The 18,982-nt window shown below is 41.5% G+C and carries 16 protein-coding genes; 12 read left to right on the top strand and 4 right to left on the bottom strand.

The features are described from left to right. Together ACWICE_RS04385 and ACWICE_RS04380 are read left to right on the top strand one after the other, a co-directional pair. On the top strand, positions 1 to 273 hold a 273-nt coding region (locus tag ACWICE_RS04385; RefSeq protein WP_454297720.1), incomplete at its 5' end, for a hypothetical protein. Between the two features lie 170 nt (positions 274 to 443). Then, positions 444 to 701 (top strand): hypothetical protein, encoded by a 258-nt coding sequence (locus ACWICE_RS04380; RefSeq protein ID WP_454297719.1) that lies wholly within the window; start codon positions 444 to 446, stop codon positions 699 to 701. Positions 702 to 761: 60 nt separating this feature from the next. On the opposite strand, the gene ACWICE_RS04375 is transcribed toward ACWICE_RS04380, so the two are convergent. Continuing rightward, a complete protein-coding gene (locus ACWICE_RS04375; RefSeq protein ID WP_313261586.1) occupies positions 762 to 947 on the bottom strand; it encodes a hypothetical protein in 186 nt (61 codons plus the stop codon). Between the two features lie 364 nt (positions 948 to 1,311). On the opposite strand from ACWICE_RS04375, the gene ACWICE_RS04370 reads away from it, so the two are divergent. The 6 genes from ACWICE_RS04370 (at position 1,312) to ACWICE_RS04345 (ending at position 12,678) form a co-directional block, all read left to right on the top strand. After that, on the top strand, positions 1,312 to 2,103 hold the full coding sequence (locus ACWICE_RS04370) for a 2OG-Fe(II) oxygenase (protein ID WP_185212675.1): 792 nt from the start codon (positions 1,312 to 1,314) through the stop codon (positions 2,101 to 2,103). 461 nt (positions 2,104 to 2,564) lie between these two features. Beyond that, positions 2,565 to 5,828 carry a SusC/RagA family TonB-linked outer membrane protein gene (locus ACWICE_RS04365; protein WP_454297718.1) on the top strand — a complete coding sequence of 1,088 codons (3,264 nt, stop codon included), beginning with the start codon at positions 2,565 to 2,567 and terminating at the stop codon, positions 5,826 to 5,828. 11 nt (positions 5,829 to 5,839) lie between these two features. After that, entirely contained in the window at positions 5,840 to 7,297 is a 1,458-nt protein-coding gene (locus tag ACWICE_RS04360) for a SusD/RagB family nutrient-binding outer membrane lipoprotein (RefSeq protein ID WP_093099750.1), read from the top strand. An 852-nt stretch (positions 7,298 to 8,149) separates the two neighbouring features. Continuing rightward, positions 8,150 to 9,016 (top strand): SdiA-regulated domain-containing protein, encoded by an 867-nt coding sequence (locus ACWICE_RS04355; RefSeq protein WP_157739588.1) that lies wholly within the window; start codon positions 8,150 to 8,152, stop codon positions 9,014 to 9,016. Positions 9,017 to 9,018: 2 nt separating this feature from the next. Continuing rightward, the gene (locus tag ACWICE_RS04350) at positions 9,019 to 10,086 is read left to right on the top strand and encodes a metallophosphoesterase (RefSeq protein WP_093099753.1); all 1,068 of its coding nucleotides are present in this window, start codon (positions 9,019 to 9,021) and stop codon (positions 10,084 to 10,086) included. Between the two features lie 315 nt (positions 10,087 to 10,401). Then, the gene (locus tag ACWICE_RS04345) at positions 10,402 to 12,678 is read left to right on the top strand and encodes a GH92 family glycosyl hydrolase (protein WP_454297717.1); all 2,277 of its coding nucleotides are present in this window, start codon (positions 10,402 to 10,404) and stop codon (positions 12,676 to 12,678) included. Positions 12,679 to 12,683: 5 nt separating this feature from the next. Here ACWICE_RS04345 and ACWICE_RS04340 read toward each other — a convergent pair whose 3' ends face one another. Continuing rightward, entirely contained in the window at positions 12,684 to 13,400 is a 717-nt protein-coding gene (locus ACWICE_RS04340) for a DNA alkylation repair protein (RefSeq protein ID WP_093099756.1), read from the bottom strand. Positions 13,401 to 13,494: 94 nt separating this feature from the next. Between ACWICE_RS04340 and ACWICE_RS04335 the strand changes: the two genes are divergently transcribed. The 3 genes from ACWICE_RS04335 (at position 13,495) to ACWICE_RS04325 (ending at position 15,624) form a co-directional block, all read left to right on the top strand. Next, positions 13,495 to 13,821 carry an ArsR/SmtB family transcription factor gene (locus ACWICE_RS04335; RefSeq protein ID WP_093099757.1) on the top strand — a complete coding sequence of 109 codons (327 nt, stop codon included), beginning with the start codon at positions 13,495 to 13,497 and terminating at the stop codon, positions 13,819 to 13,821. Beyond that, positions 13,818 to 14,324 (top strand): SRPBCC family protein, encoded by a 507-nt coding sequence (locus tag ACWICE_RS04330; protein ID WP_093099759.1) that lies wholly within the window; start codon positions 13,818 to 13,820, stop codon positions 14,322 to 14,324. The genes ACWICE_RS04335 and ACWICE_RS04330 overlap by 4 nt, the downstream gene beginning before the upstream one ends. A gap of 82 nt (positions 14,325 to 14,406) precedes the next feature. Beyond that, positions 14,407 to 15,624 (top strand): enolase C-terminal domain-like protein, encoded by a 1,218-nt coding sequence (locus ACWICE_RS04325; RefSeq protein WP_093099760.1) that lies wholly within the window; start codon positions 14,407 to 14,409, stop codon positions 15,622 to 15,624. Positions 15,625 to 15,705: 81 nt separating this feature from the next. On the opposite strand, the gene ACWICE_RS04320 is transcribed toward ACWICE_RS04325, so the two are convergent. Beyond that, positions 15,706 to 16,503, bottom strand: coding sequence for a 3-keto-disaccharide hydrolase (locus tag ACWICE_RS04320; RefSeq protein WP_093099762.1), 798 nt, complete (start codon positions 16,501 to 16,503; stop codon positions 15,706 to 15,708). A gap of 233 nt (positions 16,504 to 16,736) precedes the next feature. Here ACWICE_RS04320 and ACWICE_RS04315 point away from each other — a divergent pair, with 233 nt between their 5' ends. Further along, positions 16,737 to 17,684, top strand: coding sequence for a GT-D fold domain-containing glycosyltransferase (locus tag ACWICE_RS04315; protein WP_093099763.1), 948 nt, complete (start codon positions 16,737 to 16,739; stop codon positions 17,682 to 17,684). 9 nt (positions 17,685 to 17,693) lie between these two features. Here the strand turns inward: ACWICE_RS04315 and ACWICE_RS04310 are convergent, their stop codons facing one another. Continuing rightward, positions 17,694 to 18,896, bottom strand: coding sequence for an exo-beta-N-acetylmuramidase NamZ family protein (locus ACWICE_RS04310; protein WP_454297716.1), 1,203 nt, complete (start codon positions 18,894 to 18,896; stop codon positions 17,694 to 17,696). Positions 18,897 to 18,982 lie beyond the last annotated feature (86 nt).

Here is an 18,982-nt window from a genome sequence, read left to right as displayed (position 1 = left end):
TCTTGTTCCCTCTCTCGGCTGGATCAACATATAGACCAACAAAATAATATTTTGTCGATTGATCTCAAACTATACTTTCTCAAACTTACGATGACCATCGACCAAATCTATCAAAAATCAAAAGACACCTGGTTGGTTCCAACCAAAGATAGCGAAGCCATCTTTGAAACGGACAATAAGGGAATAATCTCCTTGGTAGGGATAAAATTAAAACCTTATGAAGACGTTCCTTTCAATGGAGTCAGGATCGTATCGGTTACAGCATTAAAATAAAAAAGCCATCAAACGGCCTTCTGGCTTCCCTTTCTATTCAATTTATATAATTTAAACAGCAATTCAACGCTATTGCTCCTCATTATATATAATTCCACAAACCCTTTATTTGATAGGCGTGGATCTTTCCTTCATCTTTGGTTTAGCGAGTACAATGGAGGAGAAATACAATGAGAAAAATAAATCACAGAAAAGGATTGAATGTTTTTATTTTGATGGGTTCATTTCTTTTGACGGCATCGCAGGCACAATCCTTTAACTTTCAGAGCAGCCTAGAACGCATGGGTTCCAAAACCTTGATCTATTTTCAGGCTATAGGTGAACGGACCAACCAATCACAGCATGAAAATGCAATGGATCAAAACCCAACGGAAAGGACTAGAAAAGTAAATTCATCTTTCGGATGGGAAATCACGAACTGTTTATAAGTTAATTCATAAAAACAAAGGCCCCCAACTTTGGAGGCCTTTGTCTATTACCGTTTATGCTTATTTCTTTCCGCCACCTCTCAACAAGGCAACCAATAGCAAAATAAAGACCGCCCCTCCAACTACCCACACCCAAGGCTTTGAAAACATACCTTCATCTCCTTTGTCGATATCCACATTGATATCTAACCCTTTGTCCTGTGCCCAAGTTTGAAGAGACACAAACAACAGCATTAAAACTGCCATTGGACGAAATTTAATGATCCAATTTCCTTTCATATTTGATGTTTTAAAAGTTTATAATTTGTGTAATAACAGTTTGTGACAACAAATGTTTTTATTTAAAATAAACTACCTAAACGATAGACAACTATAGCCAAAAGTCAACTATTTCACGATTTCCGACAAAATTTAAACTTCGGTTAATTTTATCCTGCGCCCGATGTAGTAAAAAATCGACATTTCTAAGTTTAGTATAGCTATATCACAATCGGAAGAAATAATATTATCGAACTTTACATTATCAAATCATTATTAACTTAATTGGCTAACCGCCTTTATTACAATTACTACGATGAATCCTTATCTTAATTCCCACAATCAAGATCTTATGGATTATGCTAGGAAGCATAAGGCCAAGTACAAGAATGCTAACCCATTCCCTTCTATTTCATTTGACAATTTCTTCAATCCAGATTTTTTAACTGAGGTATTAGAAGAATTCCCAGACCTTTCCAAAGGCAACAATATTGTCTATAATGATCCATTACAGAAAAAATTAGCTGGAAACGGAGAAGAACTTTTTGGTCCCAAAACCAAACTGTTGATGCATTTCTTGAATTCAGAACCTTTTTTGAATTTTGTTAAGGAAGTAACCAGTATTGATGAAACCCTATTTGGAGACCCTTATTTCTCTGGAGCGGGACTTCATGAAACCAAGCGTGGTGGTTTGTTAAAGGTACATGCCGATTTCAACAAGCACCCTATCAATGGTCTTGACCGTCGTGTAAACTTAATTGTTTACTTAAATAAAGATTGGAAAGATGAATATGGGGGTCATTTTGAACTTTGGGATGAAGAGATGAACGGTTGTGTGGATAAGTTTGCTCCGAATTTCAATTCCATTGCCATGTTTTCTACCACTTCGGTATCTTACCATGGCCTACCAAATCCTTTGAATTGCCCTGAGCACATGAGCCGGAAATCATTGGCTTTATATTTTTATTCTTATGGAAGACCTGAGGCTGAAGCTGTCGCTTTCAAAGATGGCCACAATTCCATCTTCGTCAAAAGAAAAAATTCAAGCGAAGACTCTATGGCTTGGGATAATTATGATGAATCTAAAAGGAAAAAACCGATTCTAAAAAGAATCTATAATAAGATAGTAGCGCGATTATTGTAATTAAACAATGGAGCTGATCAAGTCCTATCCTGATCAGCTCCGTTGTTTTGAACCTCCCCTCTTTATTTTCCCTATTGCATTTTCTAAAAGACACATCCCTTAGCGAGAACCAAACATTCTTGTCCAACAATTACTGTCTTTGATAGTCCCATCAAAAACAGCATGTATATCTCCTTTCGCTTAACAGGCGATAAACAGTGAAATAGCCTTCATTTTATTGTCCGTTATTGCTCCCGGCATTCAAATAAACAGCAATTCCCTTTAACATTTATTTTATATCAGCGTAAACCTACTTACCGAATACCCCTAAAAATTAAATGAATTGGAATAAAAAACATTTTTCACAGTTATTGATTTATTAATTGTTAACCATGGCGTAACATTACGTTAACATAGCCTAATTAATTTTGACCATCCGAGGAAGAACCCATGATTCCTCGACATCTAACATCGAAAAAAATATGAAAAAAGTATTTACTCCTTTTCATCGAAGTTCTAAACGAACCTCATGTACTTTCTTACTCCTACTCGGACTTGGTTTTTCACCAGCAATGTCCTATTCCTTCCATTCAACAGCAGCAACAGCTGAATGGAACAAACAACAGAAAATTTCAGTTTCAGGTATCATCTACGATCAGAGCAGCAATACAGCGATCAGTGGTGTAACCATTATTGCTGATGGGAAAGCAATAGGAACCAGTAATCAAAATGGAGAATTTTCCATTCAGGTGGATGCAGGAAAACCGGTCAGCTTCCAAAGCTTAGGTTTCCAGACGCATAGCCAACAATGGAACAGCGATTCAAAATCAGTTCGAATCAACATGACTCCTTCTGATGAATCCATCCAAGAAGTGGTAGTAACTGCTTTAGGGATAAAGAGAGAGGAAAAATCCTTGGGTTATGCAGTCAGTAAGGTAACTGCTGAGCAAATGACCGAAGCTACCCCAAGCAACTGGGTAGACGCAATGAAAGGAAAGGTTGCCGGATTGAACATCACACAAGCGAGTTCAGGCCCTTTAAATACTGCAAGAATTAATTTAAGAGGGGACCGTTCCTTAGATCCGGGCAAAAACGAAGCGCTGATCGTGGTGGATGGTATACCGATGGTGACTGGACGCTTCAGTTCGGGTGTAACGGATGCTTACGGCGCAGGCTCCAGTGGTGCAGATAAAGATATTCCTATCGACTTTGGAAATGGCCTGGGCGATATCAACCCCGATGACATCGAATCCATCTCGGTATTGAAGGGTGCTGCCGCTACCGCATTGTACGGTAGCCGTGCCGGTAACGGGGCATTGATCATCACCACCAAATCAGGAAGAAATAGCAAAAAAGGAATCGGTATTTCCATTAACTCCAATACCAGCTTCCAATCAGTCCTGAAATGGCCTGCATTCCAATATGAATATGGACAAGGAAACTTGGAGCGTAATGCTGCAGGTGAACAATACTATTCATACGGATTGACAGAAGACGGAAAGAACACGGGATCAACCTCCAGTGCCTTCGGACCAAAATTCGACGGTCAGGAATATTTTCAATATGACCCAAGCACCGAAATGGGCGGCACCAGCAGAACGCCATGGGTTCCATATAAAGGCGGTGTAAAAGATTTCTTCAACGTCGGAGAAACCTACATGAATAGTGTTTCATTCGATGGCGGAAATGAAAACTTCACCTCAAGAGCTTCATTGACCCATACCAAAAACTCATGGATCATGCCTAATACCGGTTTTGAGAGATTGGTGGCCTCTATCAATTCAGCTGCAAAACTAAGTGATAAGCTGAAGATAAACATGAAAGCCAATTATACAAACAAAGGCAGTGATAACCTTCCAGGAACAGGTTATAACAACCAATCCATTGGCTATTTCATGATTTTCCAAAACCCTAGCATCAGCCTAGATTGGTACAGACCGATGTGGAAAAAGGACAGAGAGGATATCGAACAGATCCATCCATTCAGCTCCTATATAGAAAATCCATTTGTCATTGCCTATGAAATGACCAATAGCTTAAAGAGCCATGGAATCGATGGTATGTTACAGGGGGTTTATACCTTCAACCCAAAATGGGAAATCATGCTCCGTTCGGGTCTTTCCATGCGTTCGGATATCAGGGAACAGCGTCGTCCATGGGATACCGCCAATTTTCCGAAAGGATATTATAAACAACAGGATCTGTTCTACATGGAATCCAATACCGACGCATTGCTTTCATATAATGATCAGATCAATGAAGATTTCAATATCCGTGCATCCCTTGGTGGTAACATCATGAAACGTGACATCAAGGAAGATATAGGTGTGGCCAGAGGATTGACTTCCCCCGGGGTGTACAAATTAGCGAATGCCTTGACGACTCCTGTTGCTGAAAATACAGCGACGCAGAAAGAGATCCAGAGTGTGTTCGGAATGGTAAACCTAGGCTGGCGAGACATGATCTTTGTCGATGTGACCGCTAGAAATGACTGGTCTTCTACCCTGCCAAACAGCAGCCGTTCTTACTTCTACCCATCAGTGAGCAGTAGTTTTGTACTGAGTGAGATGATGGAAATGCCAAGCCAGATCTCCTTTGCCAAACTTCGCCTATCTTGGGCCCAGGTCGGTAATGATGCCGATCCATACCAAACCATCAAGTATTTCAACAACTCCATTTTCCCCGGTTCAGCAGAAGCACCATCACTATTGCATAATGCAGACCTGAAACCGGAGATCTCGACCTCTACAGAAGCAGGGGTAAATGTTGCTTTCTTCAACAATCGCTTGACTGCTGACGTGAACTATTATTTCAACCGCTCGAGAAACCAAATCCTGATCGTTCCACGTGACGTCACTACTGGTTTCAGCTCTGAAGTGATCAATGGTGGCCTGATCCAGAACAAAGGTTGGGAAGTCAGCTTGACCGGAACGCCAGTGAGGAATGAAAACTTCCAATGGAATGTTACAGCCAACTGGGCTAAGAACAACAACGAGATCTTAGAACTGAGCGAAGGTGTTGAAACACCGCAACAGGTAATCGCATCCAGTGGATCGGGAGCAGCGGAGATCATAGCGACCGTAGGTGGTTCTACAGGTGACCTATGGGGCTACGGATTAGTGCGCAATGACCAAGGACAAGTGATCTATGATGCTAAGACCGGTTTGCCGGTACGTCCTGCTGACAAAGTGAAGATCGGGAATGCCTATGCAGATTGGAGAGGTGGATTCCACAATGAATTCAGGTACAAGAACTTTACTTTGAGCGCCTTGATCGATGGTCAGTACGGTGGTATCGTTTATTCGCAAACGCATCACAAGATGTCGGAGCAAGGTAAATTGGAACACACGCTACGCGGTCGTGAAACCGGGAAAATTGTTGGCGAAGGGGTCATCCAAAATGCAGATGGTTCTTTCAGTCCAAATACCAAAGAAGTAGCGATCAATACCTATTATGGTGATTACTACAGAAGGGCCAACGTAGAAACCAACAGCTTTGATGCTTCCTACCTAAAGCTTCGTGAAGTGAGGTTTGAGTACGCATTGCCAAAGTCTCTGGTTTCAAAGTGGAAAATGAACAACGCTTCAATCGCATTCTTCGGTCGTGATCTATTCATGATCACCGACTTCCCGATGTACGATCCTGAAACCGCAGCATTAAATGGCGCAACCATTATGCCGGGCGTAGAGATGGGCCAGATGCCAAGTACAAAAACCTTTGGAATGAATTTGAAAGTAAACTTCTAAGCTGAAAAACAATGAAAATCAACTATAAAAATATCCTTATCGCTCTTGTTCTTTCCGCAGGATTGACAGGATGTACGAAAGACTTTGACGAAATCAATAACAATCCCAACAAACTGGAGTTTGTTGCTCCCGGAACATTGGTAACCCCCACGGTATATGGAATGGCCACTTATTTTACGGTCAGGAGCAATGACTTCACTTGGGAAATCATGCAAGATGGACTAGCAAACCCTAGTGCTGCCAATGGTATTCACCGCTATTACTTCACCGAACAATCAGGTGATGGAACATGGAACAATTGCTATAGGTACCTAAGGAATATCCGTGAAATGGAAAGCGCAGCCATCAATGGCAATACAAAACTACCGGTATACGAAGCGGTGGCAACGACATTGAAAGCCTATATCGCAGGTATCTTGACCGATAGTTTTGGGGATGTACCTCTTTCTGAAGCTATGAAAGCCGAGGACGGTGTAGATCAACCGGTATTCGACACACAGGAAAAGATCTATACCGATATGATTGCTGCTCTAGAAAAAGCGAACATACAGTACACGGATCCATCAGAAATGAATGGAAATGACCTGTTGTACAATAATAAAAAGGACAAATGGCGCAAGTTCAACAATTCCATGCTATTGCGCTATATCTTAAGAACCTCCAAACGCGCTAATGTATATGCCAAGATCAAGACTATTTTAGATGATCCTGAAAAATACCCTATCTTCACTTCCAATGAAGATGCAGCTATCTTGAGCATCACAGGTCTTTCTCCATATGATTACGCTTGGGGGAGGCGCCAAGATTACGTGAACTTTACAGCGATGGCCTCTTTCTTTGTCGATAACTTGAATACCTTAGAAGACCCTAGGAGACCATTCATCATGACCCAGGCAACGGAACTGGTTGATGGTAAAATTGTCCCCATCGGTTATAAAGGAATTCCCGCAGGTCACTCTGGTGATCTTTCTTCCATCACTTATAGCCCAAGCACCCCGAATGGAGACTTGATGTATCCGGAAGCGGTAGGCACTCCGATCAAGGAATTGATCATGACCTATGCAGAAGTGGAATTCATCAAAGCGGAAACCTATAATGCCTTGGGATTGACTGCAGAGGCGAAATCGGCTTATGAAAAAGGGGTAAAGGCCTCTATCGAGCAATATGGTGGCGCATTGCCAGCGAATTATTTCGACAATCCAGCAGCAGCATTCGATGGAACCCTGGAAAGGATCATGCTGCAGAAATACCTTTCGCTGTTTATGGTGGATTACCAACAATGGTTTGAATACCGTCGAACAGGATTTCCAAAACTCCCAAAAACTGAATTCATGCTGCACGATGGCGTAATGCCAACCCGCTTTATGTATAAAAATGAAGTTCGCCGATTTAATCCGGACAACTATGCCAAAGCAGTCCAACAAATGGGCGGCGATACCTTCCACACTAAGGTATGGTGGGAAAAATAAGACTTACTAATGTACCAAAATATAGAGGTTGCCCATCCCAGGCAGCCTCTATTTGCTAAATGGCAAGAGCGATGGACTAAATCCCCAAAACCCGCTCTATAGCTCAATTTCTGGCTTCTCGATGCTCTGTAAGTCCGTTTGCCTTCAAAATGACTGGAATTGAAGGATATTAAGGCCACCGATTTGCATCGCAGTGGATATATTCAGCAAAGAAATAGGCCAGGCGGAATCGAAGACTAAATACAATATCTATGAAAAAAAAGATCTATGAAAAACCATTAGTGGGATTATCGTTCCTACTAGCCATTACAGTATTCACAGTTTCCTCTACCGAAATGACAAAGTAGATAGTGACTTATTACCAAGCAAAACGACACATACCAGTTCGCAAAACAAAGGTGATAACATCGTGGACCATTCCAAGGGGGATGATAACCAAGAAGAATCCGAATTGATCTTAGACTATGGAATCGAGGTATAATCGGACAAAGACGGAAATCGGGTGGAAATCGAAGAGACCGTCAAAAAACCTCAAATATCCGGACCGTCAAGAAAAGGCGGCCCTTGATTGTTTCCAATGGGATATTATATTCTCCTTTACTGCCCTGTTTCAGCTTAATTCCAGCTCTTAGCGCTATTATCTTGACAAAGATTTACCGAGAATTAGTTTCCCCATATTCGGGACACGTTCGGTAGATTCGTATTGTGCCTCGAATGGGGTCAATATTATAGCCCAAAGCAAATCCGTCATTTTTCCCTAACCCAGATAAATATTATCGATTGATGACTCAGCTTTTTCAAATTTTCCGTAGCTTAATTTGCGAAATAGATCAATATTCGCACGAAACAACAATGAAATATAGAACATTACCCGTTTTGCTATTGCTATCCGCCTTGATGTCCTGCCAGATGCAAACTGGTCAGAACACTGGTACCGAAGAAGATTTATCTAGATCCAATACGGCTGAGCTCTATGCAAAAAAGACTTATACCCTACCCAATGAATTGAATGAGATATCAGGCATGGCCTTTCTTTCGAACAGCCAGGACATAGCCTATGTCGTACAAGATGAAGAAGGTATTGTCTTCACCTATGACCTCAAGAACGGCAGTATCAGTTCTCAATTTGAATTTGGCCCTTCAGGCGATTATGAAGAGATCACTACAGATGGAAAATACTTCTATGTCCTGGAAAGCAATGGCGATATCCATAGTTTTCCCATCAGCATGGATGTAGACCAAGGAAAGGTTGCTACTTTCAAAGGAAAATTGGAAAAGGGGGAATACGAATCCATGGCTTATGACCAAAAAAACAACTCCTTGGTCGTAATCTGCAAATCATGTAAAACCGATAGAGGAAATGCGAGCCTGACCGGTTATGTGCTTAACGTCCTGGGCCAAGGGGATCTGAGTCTAAAAAACCAGTTTAGCCTTGACTTGAACAATATTGCCAATCTAGACCCTAAAGTTAAAGACACCTTGAAACCTTCTTCTTTAACCAAACGAAATTCTTCGGAGGAGTGGTACCTCCTTTCTTCAGTGGATCGCCTGTTATTGGTGCTAGACGAGAATTTCCAAGCTAAAGAAATCCAACATTTCAAAAAGAAACAGTTGGAACAACCCGAAGGTATCAGCTTCAACAATCTGGGCCAATTGTTTATCAGCAGTGAAAAAGGAAAAGCTGAAAACGCATTTATCTATCAGATCAACATGAAATAATCATGAGAAAACTACTCTTAATTGCCAGTATGTTCTTTGTCCAATTCTCTTTTTCGCAGGAAATCGAACAACGATTGATCATTTTTGGAGATGCTGGAGAAATCAACAGCAAACAGAGCTTCCTGATCAAGAATGCCAATGGCCTGCAAATCCCAAACAAGACCAAGGCCTTTTTCATCGGTGATAATATATACCCGACCGGCATGGCTCTTAACGGCAAGAAAAAAGAAGAAACACAGGAAATCCTAAAATCCCAATTTGAAGGCTTTAGAAATCTACAGGTTCCGGTCTATTTCTTAGCTGGAAACCATGATTGGGACCGTTCTGGCAAAGAGGGCCTAGAAAAAATAAAAGCACAGGCGGATTTTCTGAACAACTATGGCGACCCAGGGCTGAAGTATCTGCCTCAAGCCGGAAAAATAGGTCCAACAGTACTGAACCTTAACCCCAATTCCATAGCTGTATTGTATGACAGTGAATTCTGGCTCTTCCCTCACCATAACCGAGATGTATCACCTGAAAAGGATCAGTTCATTGCAGATATCAAGAAGATCTTGGCAGAAAACAAGGATAAAACGGTGCTCATGATTTCGCATCACCCCATGGTATCCTTTGGTGACCACAGCTTGATCTACAATTGGAAAGACCATATCTTTCCACTTACTGATGTGAAGTCCTCTCTCTATATCCCTCTTCCCGGTATCGGTTCGCTATATCCCCTTTTACGTACGCATGTAATAAAATTTGCGGAGGATCTCAAACACCCTATATACCAAGATTTGACCAACAGGGTTACAGATGCCACCGCAGATCATCCAAAGGTGCTGTTTGTCGCAGGTCATGACCATGGACTACAGTACATTGAGCAGGATAAAATCCGACAGGTGGTCAGTGGTTCTGGGTCGAAACAATCGGATATACATCAAAGGGAACCCTTGAAATATGGCTATAATAGACAAGGATTTTCGGTGATTGATTTTTTGGATAACCAGAAAGTAAGATTGACTTTTTATATCGATAGCCCGAGAGATTCCTTGACGAAGTCGTATGAGACCTTAATAGGGTTTTAGTGACGGAAGGGCTCCATAAACAGGAGCCTTGGTCAATAAGGAATTGAAATTTTGAAAAACCGGTGGAAGGGGTAGAATATTTTTCAATTAATCTTCTTTACCGGCATAAAACAAAAGAAAATACTTTCCTCATCTAACGATTCGGTATGACAAACACCTCTGAATAAAAAAATAAAAAATAGACCCCTAACTTAATAACATTGCCCGCAAGGGCTCATCCCCTCTTCCAAAAACAATAATTTTCATTGTTCTACGCTCCTTCCATTCCAAAAATGATTATTTTTAATCAACTATTAATCAGCAATTCTAAACCTTATGCAGCTTAAATCCTTGATATCCCTCTTTATTTTATTGGTGCAAGGGGCTTCTCTTTTGGCTCAAAAACCAGACTTAGTAAAATACGTCAATACCCTACAAGGGACACATTCTGAATATGCCCTCTCTTACGGGAACACTTATCCCACCATTGGACTTCCCTTTGCTGTGCATTTCTTTTCTGCGCAGACCGGGAAAAATGGCGATGGCTGGAAATATCAATACCAAGCCGATAAAATCCGTGGGTTCCAGCAGGTGCATCAATGTTCACCCTGGATGAACGACTATGCGGTTTTTTCTCTGATGCCGGGAATTGGGGAATTGACCGTCAATGAAGATCAGCGCGCATTGAAGTTTTCACATGCAAATGAGATTGCCAAGCCACATTATTATTCCGTAAAATTTGACAATGGCATACGGACAGAGATCAGTCCGGTGGAACGGGGGGCACATATGCGCTTCAGTTTTCCCAAGAATGGAAAAGCAAACTTGGTATTTGATGGCTATACCAAAGACTGTGAGATCAAGATCATACCGGAAGAAAGGAAAATAATTGGCTATGTGAACAATGGAAGGATAGTACCGGAAAACTTTAAGAGTTATTTTGTACTTGAGTTCAATCAAGATTTTAAATCCTACGGCACCTGGGAGAACGAGAAAGGAAGCATCAAGGCGAACAACAAGGAAGACCTAGGTAAAGGCGTAGGTGCATATTTAGAATTTAAGCCGGGTTCCAAAGTGGAGGTCAAGATGGCTTCCTCCTATATCAGTCCAGAGCAGGCCGAACTCAATTTTAAACAGGAATTAGCCGATCATAAGAATTTAGAAGTTACCAAGAAAAAGGGATTTGAGATTTGGAATGAGCTTTTGAATCGGGTTTTGGTGGAAGGGGGAACGGAAGAGGATAGAGCAACTTTCTATTCCTGCCTGTTTCGCGCAAACCTATTCTCTAGAAAGTTCTATGAAATAGATGCCAAGGGCAATCCTTATTATTACAGTCCATATGATGGCAAGATCCATTCTGGCTATATGTATACCGACAATGGCTTTTGGGATACCTTCAGGGCACAGTTTCCATTGAGCAACATCCTGCATCAGCAAATGCAGGGCAGGTATATGCAATCCTTACTGGACGCTCAGCAACAGGCTGGTTTTTACCCTACTTGGTCCAATCCGGGCATGTCTGGCGTTATGATCGGGAACCATGCCATCTCCCTACTGACCGATGCTTGGGTGAAAGGCGTCCGGACCTTTGACCCCGATTCCGCCCTGAGTGCCTATTATCATGAAACCACCAACAAAGGCTTTTATGGGGGATCCAATGGAAGAGAAGGCTGGAAAGAGTATTATACACTAGGCTATATCCCTTATGGCGACATCCATGAAAGCACCGCAAAAACCTTGGAATATGCTTATGATGATTTTTGTGCCTATCAATTGGCCAAGTTGACCGGGAATACTTTCTACGAAAATGTGTTTGGACGACAGATGTACAATTACCGAAATGTATTTGATCCAAAGGTCAACTTTGTTCGGGGCAGACTAGCAAATGGAGAATGGCGGCCAGATTTTGACCCCGTTGAATGGGGCGGTCCATTCACAGAGGCAAACGCTTGGCAATATACCTGGTCGGTCTTGCACAACATTGAGGATTTAATCGGTATGATTGGAGGCCAAGAGAGATTCAATGCCAAGTTGGATTCATTTTTCACGATGGATCAAAGTATAAAATACGGCAGTTACAAGCAGGAAATCCATGAAATGCGAGAGATGCTTTTGGCAAAGATGGGGCAATATGCACATGGAAACCAACCTACCCAACATGTCCCCTACCTCTACAACTTTAGTGGTGAACCGTGGAAGGCACAAAAACAGGTGCGCATGGTCTGCAAGCAATTGTACAACGCCACTGAAAAGGGCTATCCGGGCGATGAAGATCAAGGACAGATGTCTTCTTGGTACGTCCTGAGTGCCTTAGGAATCTATAGCGTCTGTCCGGGAACGGACCAATATGTGATCGGGAGCCCTGTATTTGAAAAGGCAACCATCAGCTTAGAGAACGGAAAAACTTTTGTTATCCAAGCAAAGAACAACAATGCGGAGAATGTCTACATCCAATCGGCGGAACTGAATGGCAAAGCATTGGATAAAAACTATATCAGTTTTGATGACATCAATAAGGGCGGCGAAATTGTCTTTCAGATGAGCGGTACCCCAAATAAAAGCAGAGGGACCAGTAAAGAGGCAAGACCATTTTCATTGATGCAAGAACAGTAAAAGAACTATGGCTTTTTCATGGCCTCGGCTTTAAGGTCATCCGGCATTTTCTCAATGGCATATCGCAGGGCTGTCCATGGCATCCTTGCCTTGTGCTTCATAACATAGTCGAAAACCTCCTTTTCATAGGCTTTGCTGGTTTCTTTCAACATCCAGCCATAGCCTTTTTGCACCATATCGTCTGGATCCATCATGAGGATATCGGCTATCTGGAAAACATCAGCCAAGTAATAGCCCTTTTTTCCCGGTACCACCAAACTAACCGCAGCGGCACGCTTGGTCCAGCGATTTTTGGATTTGGCCCAGGTCTTCAGCACTTTTACATTTTCTGGAAATTGAATCAGATTATAACCAATGGTCGTACAGCAAAGCGTATCGCAATCCGACCAATTGTTGACATATAGATTGACCCAGTTTTCATAGATTTCCATGTCTTTCGCTTCGTATTGCTTACGGATGGATTTGCTGATGATACAAGCAATATAAGCTTCCTCAAAGATCTTGGATTTCCAAAGCTCGTTACATAGGGAAAAGATCTCCTGCTTTGGCTCCTTCTTGATTTCCCGGAAAACCTCCTTGCCGATTTTCCTTGCGATTTCAATGGGCACACCATAGCGCTTGGCTCCTTCTCCTTCTTTAAAAAAACGAGCCATGGTATCTGAGGTAGTTCTATCGGCATTATCCATTAAGGTTTGCCGGATATCTTGCAGAAGATCATCCATGGGATCAAATTTATAAAAATAGACAGAAGAAATTATCCAAAATGCTTGTGAAACCAAATGATTGCATTTATATTTGAAACCATATAGTTGCACAATGGAAACGAGAAGAGATATTTTTCAGGCGATAGCAGATCCGACCAGGCGGGCCATTATCGCATTAATTGCGGTTCAAGCGATGACTCCAAATGCTATAGCAGAACATTTTCACAGCTCCAGACAGGCTGTATCAAAGCATTTAAGGATACTGACGGAATGTGAATTGGTCAAACAAGAACAAAAAGGCCGAGAAATCTATTATCAACTGGAACTGGAGAAGATGCAGGAAATAGATCAGTGGCTGGAGCAGTTCCGACAGATCTGGGAAAGCAAATTCAATCAATTAGATGATTTATTAGACAACATGAAAAAGCAGAAATCATGAAAAAGAACTTACTGTTTGAGTTTTCCGTAGACAAGGAAAACAAAACCATTCGTATCAGACGTGAATTTGATGCGGAGGTCGCTTTAGTTTGGCAGGCATGGACAGATCCTCAATTTTTGGAGCAATGGGTTGCTCCGAAACCCTGGAAAGCAGAGACCAAATCCATGGACTTTCGCCAAGGCGGACATTGGCATTATGCCATGGTAGGTCCAAACGGGGAGAAGCACTGGAGCCGATATGACTATGTTGAAATCGATCCGCTAAAAAAGATTGTTGAATTAAGGGGCTTCAGCGACGAAAATGGAAATATCAGCCCTGATTTCCCAAGAACAAACTGTGAAAATGTTTTTGAGGAATTGGATGGAAATACTTTTGTGAGCGTGACGGCAGAATATGGCAGTCTGGAGGTCTTGGAATATATGGTAAGCCATGGATTTAAGGAAGGCATGTCGGCAAGTCTAGGGAATCTGGATGAGTTGCTCGAGCAATTGCAGAGCAGATAACCTAAGCTAAATCACTAATAAACAAACATAAGGGAATGATTTTTGTTGTAATTTTGTACAATCAACTTACCACAATAAACCTATGAAAAGAAGAACCTTTATCAACTCCTTAGGAATTGGCTTTGCCTCTTCCCTACTCTTAAATTCCAATGGATATGGAAATCCTTTGGCGGATCTATTCGAATTGGCAGCAGACGAAAGGGAACTTGCCGAACATAAAATTGATAGTATCGTATTTTCCAAAGTAAAACTAAACTATCCAAGACTGGTTGGAAAAAATGCCAGATTAGATCTACATGGTCATGGCCCTGAACTAGACATCTGCTGTTTGAGGACGGATCAAGGAGCAATGGGTTGGGCATCCCTTAGGGGTTCAAAAAAAGATGCCGAGCAGTTGATCCCAGAGTTGGTTGGCAGAAAAATATCGGAGCTCTTTACCCCAAAAGCTGGGACACTTTCTGAAAAACACATCGCTTTCGACATGGCCCTGCATGATCTGGCCGGTGTCATTTTACAGAAACCTGTATACGCGTTACTGGGCAAGAAAGATCCATTTACCACCAAGTATTACAGTGGTATGATCTATTTTGACGATCTAGAGCCAAAGGATAAACCTGCAGGAATTGACAAGATTCTGGAAGAGTGTCTTTTCGATTATGGTGTGGGATACAGACAGTTTAAGTTAAAAATAGGACGTGGAAATAAATGGATGCCCAAAGCCGAAGGTATGCAAAGGGATATCGAGGTCACCAAAGCCGTTGCTGCAGCTTTTCCAGATTGTGAGATCCTGGTCGATGGGAACAATGGCTTTACAAGTGATGAGTTTATCCAATATTTGAAAGGGATTGCTGGGATTAAACTTTTCTGGATTGAAGAACCTTTCCATGAAACGGTAGAAGACTATAAAAAGCTTCGGGAATTCGTCCAACAGGAAAAGTTGGATACCTTGTTGGCCGATGGTGAAGCAGATCCAGACCAAGCTTTCCTCCAGAAACTCTTTGAACAGAAGCTGTTGGATGTGCAGTTGACTGATATCGAAGGTCTGGGCTTTACAAATTGGAGAAGGATGATGCCTGAACTGGTAAAGACGGGCACCCTCGCCTCTCCACATGCTTGGGGCTCACTACTGAAAACCAATTATACAGCGCATTTGGCTGGTGGTCTGGGAAATACCGTCACCATTGAAGGGGTAACAAGCAGTTCAGATGATATGGACCTTACGGCCTATGCGGTAAAAGACGGAAAATTAATTCCGCCAGATCTACCGGGTTTTGGTATGCAATTATTGAAAACCATATAGCATAAGAACAGCTTAGTTTTTGGAAATTTTAAGTCCTTTGAACCATAGTATTGAGCCTCGCGGGCATTCCGCTCTATGCGATTAAAAGGACTTCGAAAGATCTTTGATATAAATATTCCTGAAATCCACAGGCTGACCTTCACTCTGCAAAGCGATAAAACCACTGCTCAATAGTTTTCCGTCGATCTTGATTTTCGGATCGTATCCATTGGCAGTTCCTCCACCGATCTGCGGTTTGGAGTATTGCAACACCGTATCGCCCTCAATGATATGCTGGATCAGGGAGTCGCCATAGACAATCAATTCTCCCTTGACCCATTGGTCTTTGTCATAGGTTTTAGAGCTCGAATTCAAGCAATGGGATTCAGCGATTTTACCTTGGTAGACTACATTGGTTCCCGGAGAACACATGTTACCTGTAGGTCTAGGCTTACCGTCGCCAAGCCCGGCTAGCAATTGCATCTCGACGGAAATAGGCCAGTCTTGTTCCTTTAGCATCCCTCGGGGATCTTGGGAATGGAACATCACACCAGAATTTAACAGGGTATATTCCGGTGCCCCACGCTGGAGTTCGCCAGCAAACTTATATTCAAATTTCAAATGGTAATAGGAAAACGGTGTTTTGTAATAAAGATGTCCAAACTGATCGTTAAAATCTCCGTACTGGTCATACCTGATCTTGAGGATGCCATCCTCGACACGGAAGGTGTTCCCAAAATTCTCGCCGACCTCATGGTGATGGATCTTCACAAACCAATCGTTTATGTCCTTTCCATTGAATAGGGGTTTCCATTCAGTATTTCCTTTTTGGGATAAATTGGTTTTACAACCAGAAAATAATAGACAGGCAAATAGAATAGGATAGACAACTTTTTTCATTTTGGGTTTTAGGGTTGATTTGGCTGCAATATACAGGATAATCCTTTGTTGATATAATAATTTAATAAACTTTCACCATAATATATTTCCATACAGCATTAGAAATGCCGAGTACATCTTTTAATAAAATTTAGACATCCATTTACAAATTCAATAGTTTGGGAGGTCCCATCTCTATTCCTAAATGTTTTATATTACATTTACGACATCACATTAACCAAACTAATTATTAAATGAACATCCTCCATAGACTATTGAATAAAATAGATTGGAAACTCAATGTTTCCAGATCCGGCAAAGAACTCCAGAACAATAAGCTGAAAGTCATGACTTTTGAGGAGAGCTTAGACTATTTGATTGAATCAAAATGTTCATTATCTAGATTTGGAGATGGGGAATTTACCTTGATGCTGAATGGAGAATTTCTTTGTCCGAGGAACATATCATTGAAACATCAGGATGCAGATCCCGAGCTCAAAAAAAGGCTCGTAGAAATTCTAAAGGACAAAAACACCGATCAATACAACTTAAAAATAGCAGTCCCTAGAACCTTGGTTTCGCTAGATAAGGGCAATCTGACGGATTCTTCAATTGGTTTTTGGCAAAATTATTTACACGAGTTATTCTACAAAATTTCATCCTTACTTCGAAAGGATTACACGTATCTCAATTCTCAGATCAGCAGGTTCTATCTTGATGATAGGAACAAAGACAAAGAGGTAATTGAAAAAAGAATTGCGCATTGGAAAAGGCTTTGGGAAGATCAGGATATACTGATCATCGAAGGCAAAGGGAGCAATTTAGGAAAGAGCCAAGGCTTCTATTCCAATGCAAAAAGTGTGGAAAGAATTGAATGTCCTAATAACAATACCTTTAAGCACTATAATGAAATCTTATCCGCAGCGAAAGAATACGGAACCCATAAATTAATCATTCTAGCCTTAGGTCCAACTTCTGCCGTATTAGCTTATGACCTGGCCAAAACAGGTTTCAGAACACTTGACTTAGGCTTTTTAGAATTGGAGTACCACTTCTTCCTAACGCAAGCCTCAGAAGAAAGCCAGATAGCAGGAATAAAAATATCTACGGTCGAGAGTATTCAAAACGATCCTTTCCCGGCTAATCAAGAAGATTTCATTGAAAAAGATGTTGTTTTTAGGATTACAGGTAATCAAAAATAGGTTTGCCCATTAATTATACAGCAAGTACTTTTTTCGCATTTTCTTATATTTTTCAATGCCAGGTTGCCATGTTTTACGGATTTGTTCCTCCGTCATGCCGGCACGGATCTGATCCTTAAATTCTGACACTCCAGCAAGGTAATCGATGTTACCGATTTGGGGATGGAACCTTTCAAAAAATGCAGGTTTATTGGGGCTTTTAGCATAAAGCTCGATCATCCATGCTAGATTAATCTTTTTAGATTTAACCAGCGCTTCAAAATCTGTCCCTCTTAGGTCAAGACCATAGCATACTTGATCTTGATAAAGCGGATTCTCTGCTCTTCCAGGCATAGAAACGGGTGTATAACTGAATTGGTAAATTCCCTTGAACATCGGCGCACCTACTACAGTAAATGGAAAATCGGTCCCGCGGCCATGGTTGAGAGATACCCCTTCAAAAAGACAGGTTGTCGGATATAAAAGAATGCTTTCAGGTGTATTAAGGTTCGGCGAAGGATTAACCGGCAACCTATACATTAGACCATGCTTGTAATTCGCGTTTTCTACCACCGAAAGCTTACATTTCAAGCCATTCCCCAACCATCCCTCTCCATTTGCCATCAGTGCAAATTCAGCAACGGTAAGTCCATGTACGATAGGTATTGGAAACTGACCTATTCCGGATTTATTCTTCATGTCTAAAACAGGGCCATCAATAAAGTAGGCATTGGGATTCGGTCGGTCCAGGATCAACATTTCCTTTCCGTTTTCTGCTGCAGCCTGCATCACATCCCGCAATACATTGATGTTGGTATAAAAGCGGCAGCCAGCATCTTGAATGTCATAAATCAGGATATCAACATCAGCTAAATCTTCCTTTGAAGGCTTTTTCTTTTTCCCATACAGTGAAATAATCTTGACCCCTGTATCTTGATCAACCTCATCTCCCACAGAAGTTCCATTGCTGGCATTCCCCCGGAAGCCATGTTCGGGACCAAAGACCTTGACGATATTAATCCCAGCAGCCACTAGGCTATCCAATAAATGCTTCTCTCCAATAATAGAAGTTTGGTTCGCGATCAAAGCAATTCTTTTCCCCTGAAGCTTGGAAATATACTTTTCGGTACGTTCCGCCCCGGTCTTAATAATATCGTTGGAATAGTGAACCTGTGCAAATAGGCAGTTGACCGCTAACAGCAAAGGCAATATCAGTAAAGCAGACTTTTTCATATAGTTAAATATAAGATATTTTGAAAAGAACCATTTGAAAAATACAATTCATCGTACAGATAATCAAAACCCTATGAAATCTAATA

The organism is Sphingobacterium sp. NPDC055346, assembly GCF_053645235.1.
This window is presented reverse-complemented; position numbering and strand designations above follow the sequence as displayed.

Excerpts from the sequence above, each read along its gene's own strand:
- ACWICE_RS04380 (WP_454297719.1), top strand. The coding sequence starts at position 444 with ATGAGAAAAATAAATCACAGAAAAGGATTGAATGTTTTTATTTTGATG.
- ACWICE_RS04375 (WP_313261586.1), bottom strand. The coding sequence starts at position 947 with ATGGCAGTTTTAATGCTGTTGTTTGTGTCTCTTCAAACTTGGGCACAG.
- ACWICE_RS04370 (WP_185212675.1), top strand. The coding sequence starts at position 1,312 with ATGGATTATGCTAGGAAGCATAAGGCCAAGTACAAGAATGCTAACCCA.
- ACWICE_RS04365 (WP_454297718.1), top strand. The coding sequence starts at position 2,565 with ATGAAAAAAGTATTTACTCCTTTTCATCGAAGTTCTAAACGAACCTCA.
- ACWICE_RS04360 (WP_093099750.1), top strand. The coding sequence starts at position 5,840 with ATGAAAATCAACTATAAAAATATCCTTATCGCTCTTGTTCTTTCCGCA.
- ACWICE_RS04355 (WP_157739588.1), top strand. The coding sequence starts at position 8,150 with ATGAAATATAGAACATTACCCGTTTTGCTATTGCTATCCGCCTTGATG.
- ACWICE_RS04350 (WP_093099753.1), top strand. The coding sequence starts at position 9,019 with ATGAGAAAACTACTCTTAATTGCCAGTATGTTCTTTGTCCAATTCTCT.
- ACWICE_RS04345 (WP_454297717.1), top strand. The coding sequence starts at position 10,402 with ATGCAGCTTAAATCCTTGATATCCCTCTTTATTTTATTGGTGCAAGGG.
- ACWICE_RS04340 (WP_093099756.1), bottom strand. The coding sequence starts at position 13,400 with ATGGATGATCTTCTGCAAGATATCCGGCAAACCTTAATGGATAATGCC.
- ACWICE_RS04335 (WP_093099757.1), top strand. The coding sequence starts at position 13,495 with ATGGAAACGAGAAGAGATATTTTTCAGGCGATAGCAGATCCGACCAGG.
- ACWICE_RS04330 (WP_093099759.1), top strand. The coding sequence starts at position 13,818 with ATGAAAAAGAACTTACTGTTTGAGTTTTCCGTAGACAAGGAAAACAAA.
- ACWICE_RS04325 (WP_093099760.1), top strand. The coding sequence starts at position 14,407 with ATGAAAAGAAGAACCTTTATCAACTCCTTAGGAATTGGCTTTGCCTCT.
- ACWICE_RS04320 (WP_093099762.1), bottom strand. The coding sequence starts at position 16,503 with ATGAAAAAAGTTGTCTATCCTATTCTATTTGCCTGTCTATTATTTTCT.
- ACWICE_RS04315 (WP_093099763.1), top strand. The coding sequence starts at position 16,737 with ATGAACATCCTCCATAGACTATTGAATAAAATAGATTGGAAACTCAAT.
- ACWICE_RS04310 (WP_454297716.1), bottom strand. The coding sequence starts at position 18,896 with ATGAAAAAGTCTGCTTTACTGATATTGCCTTTGCTGTTAGCGGTCAAC.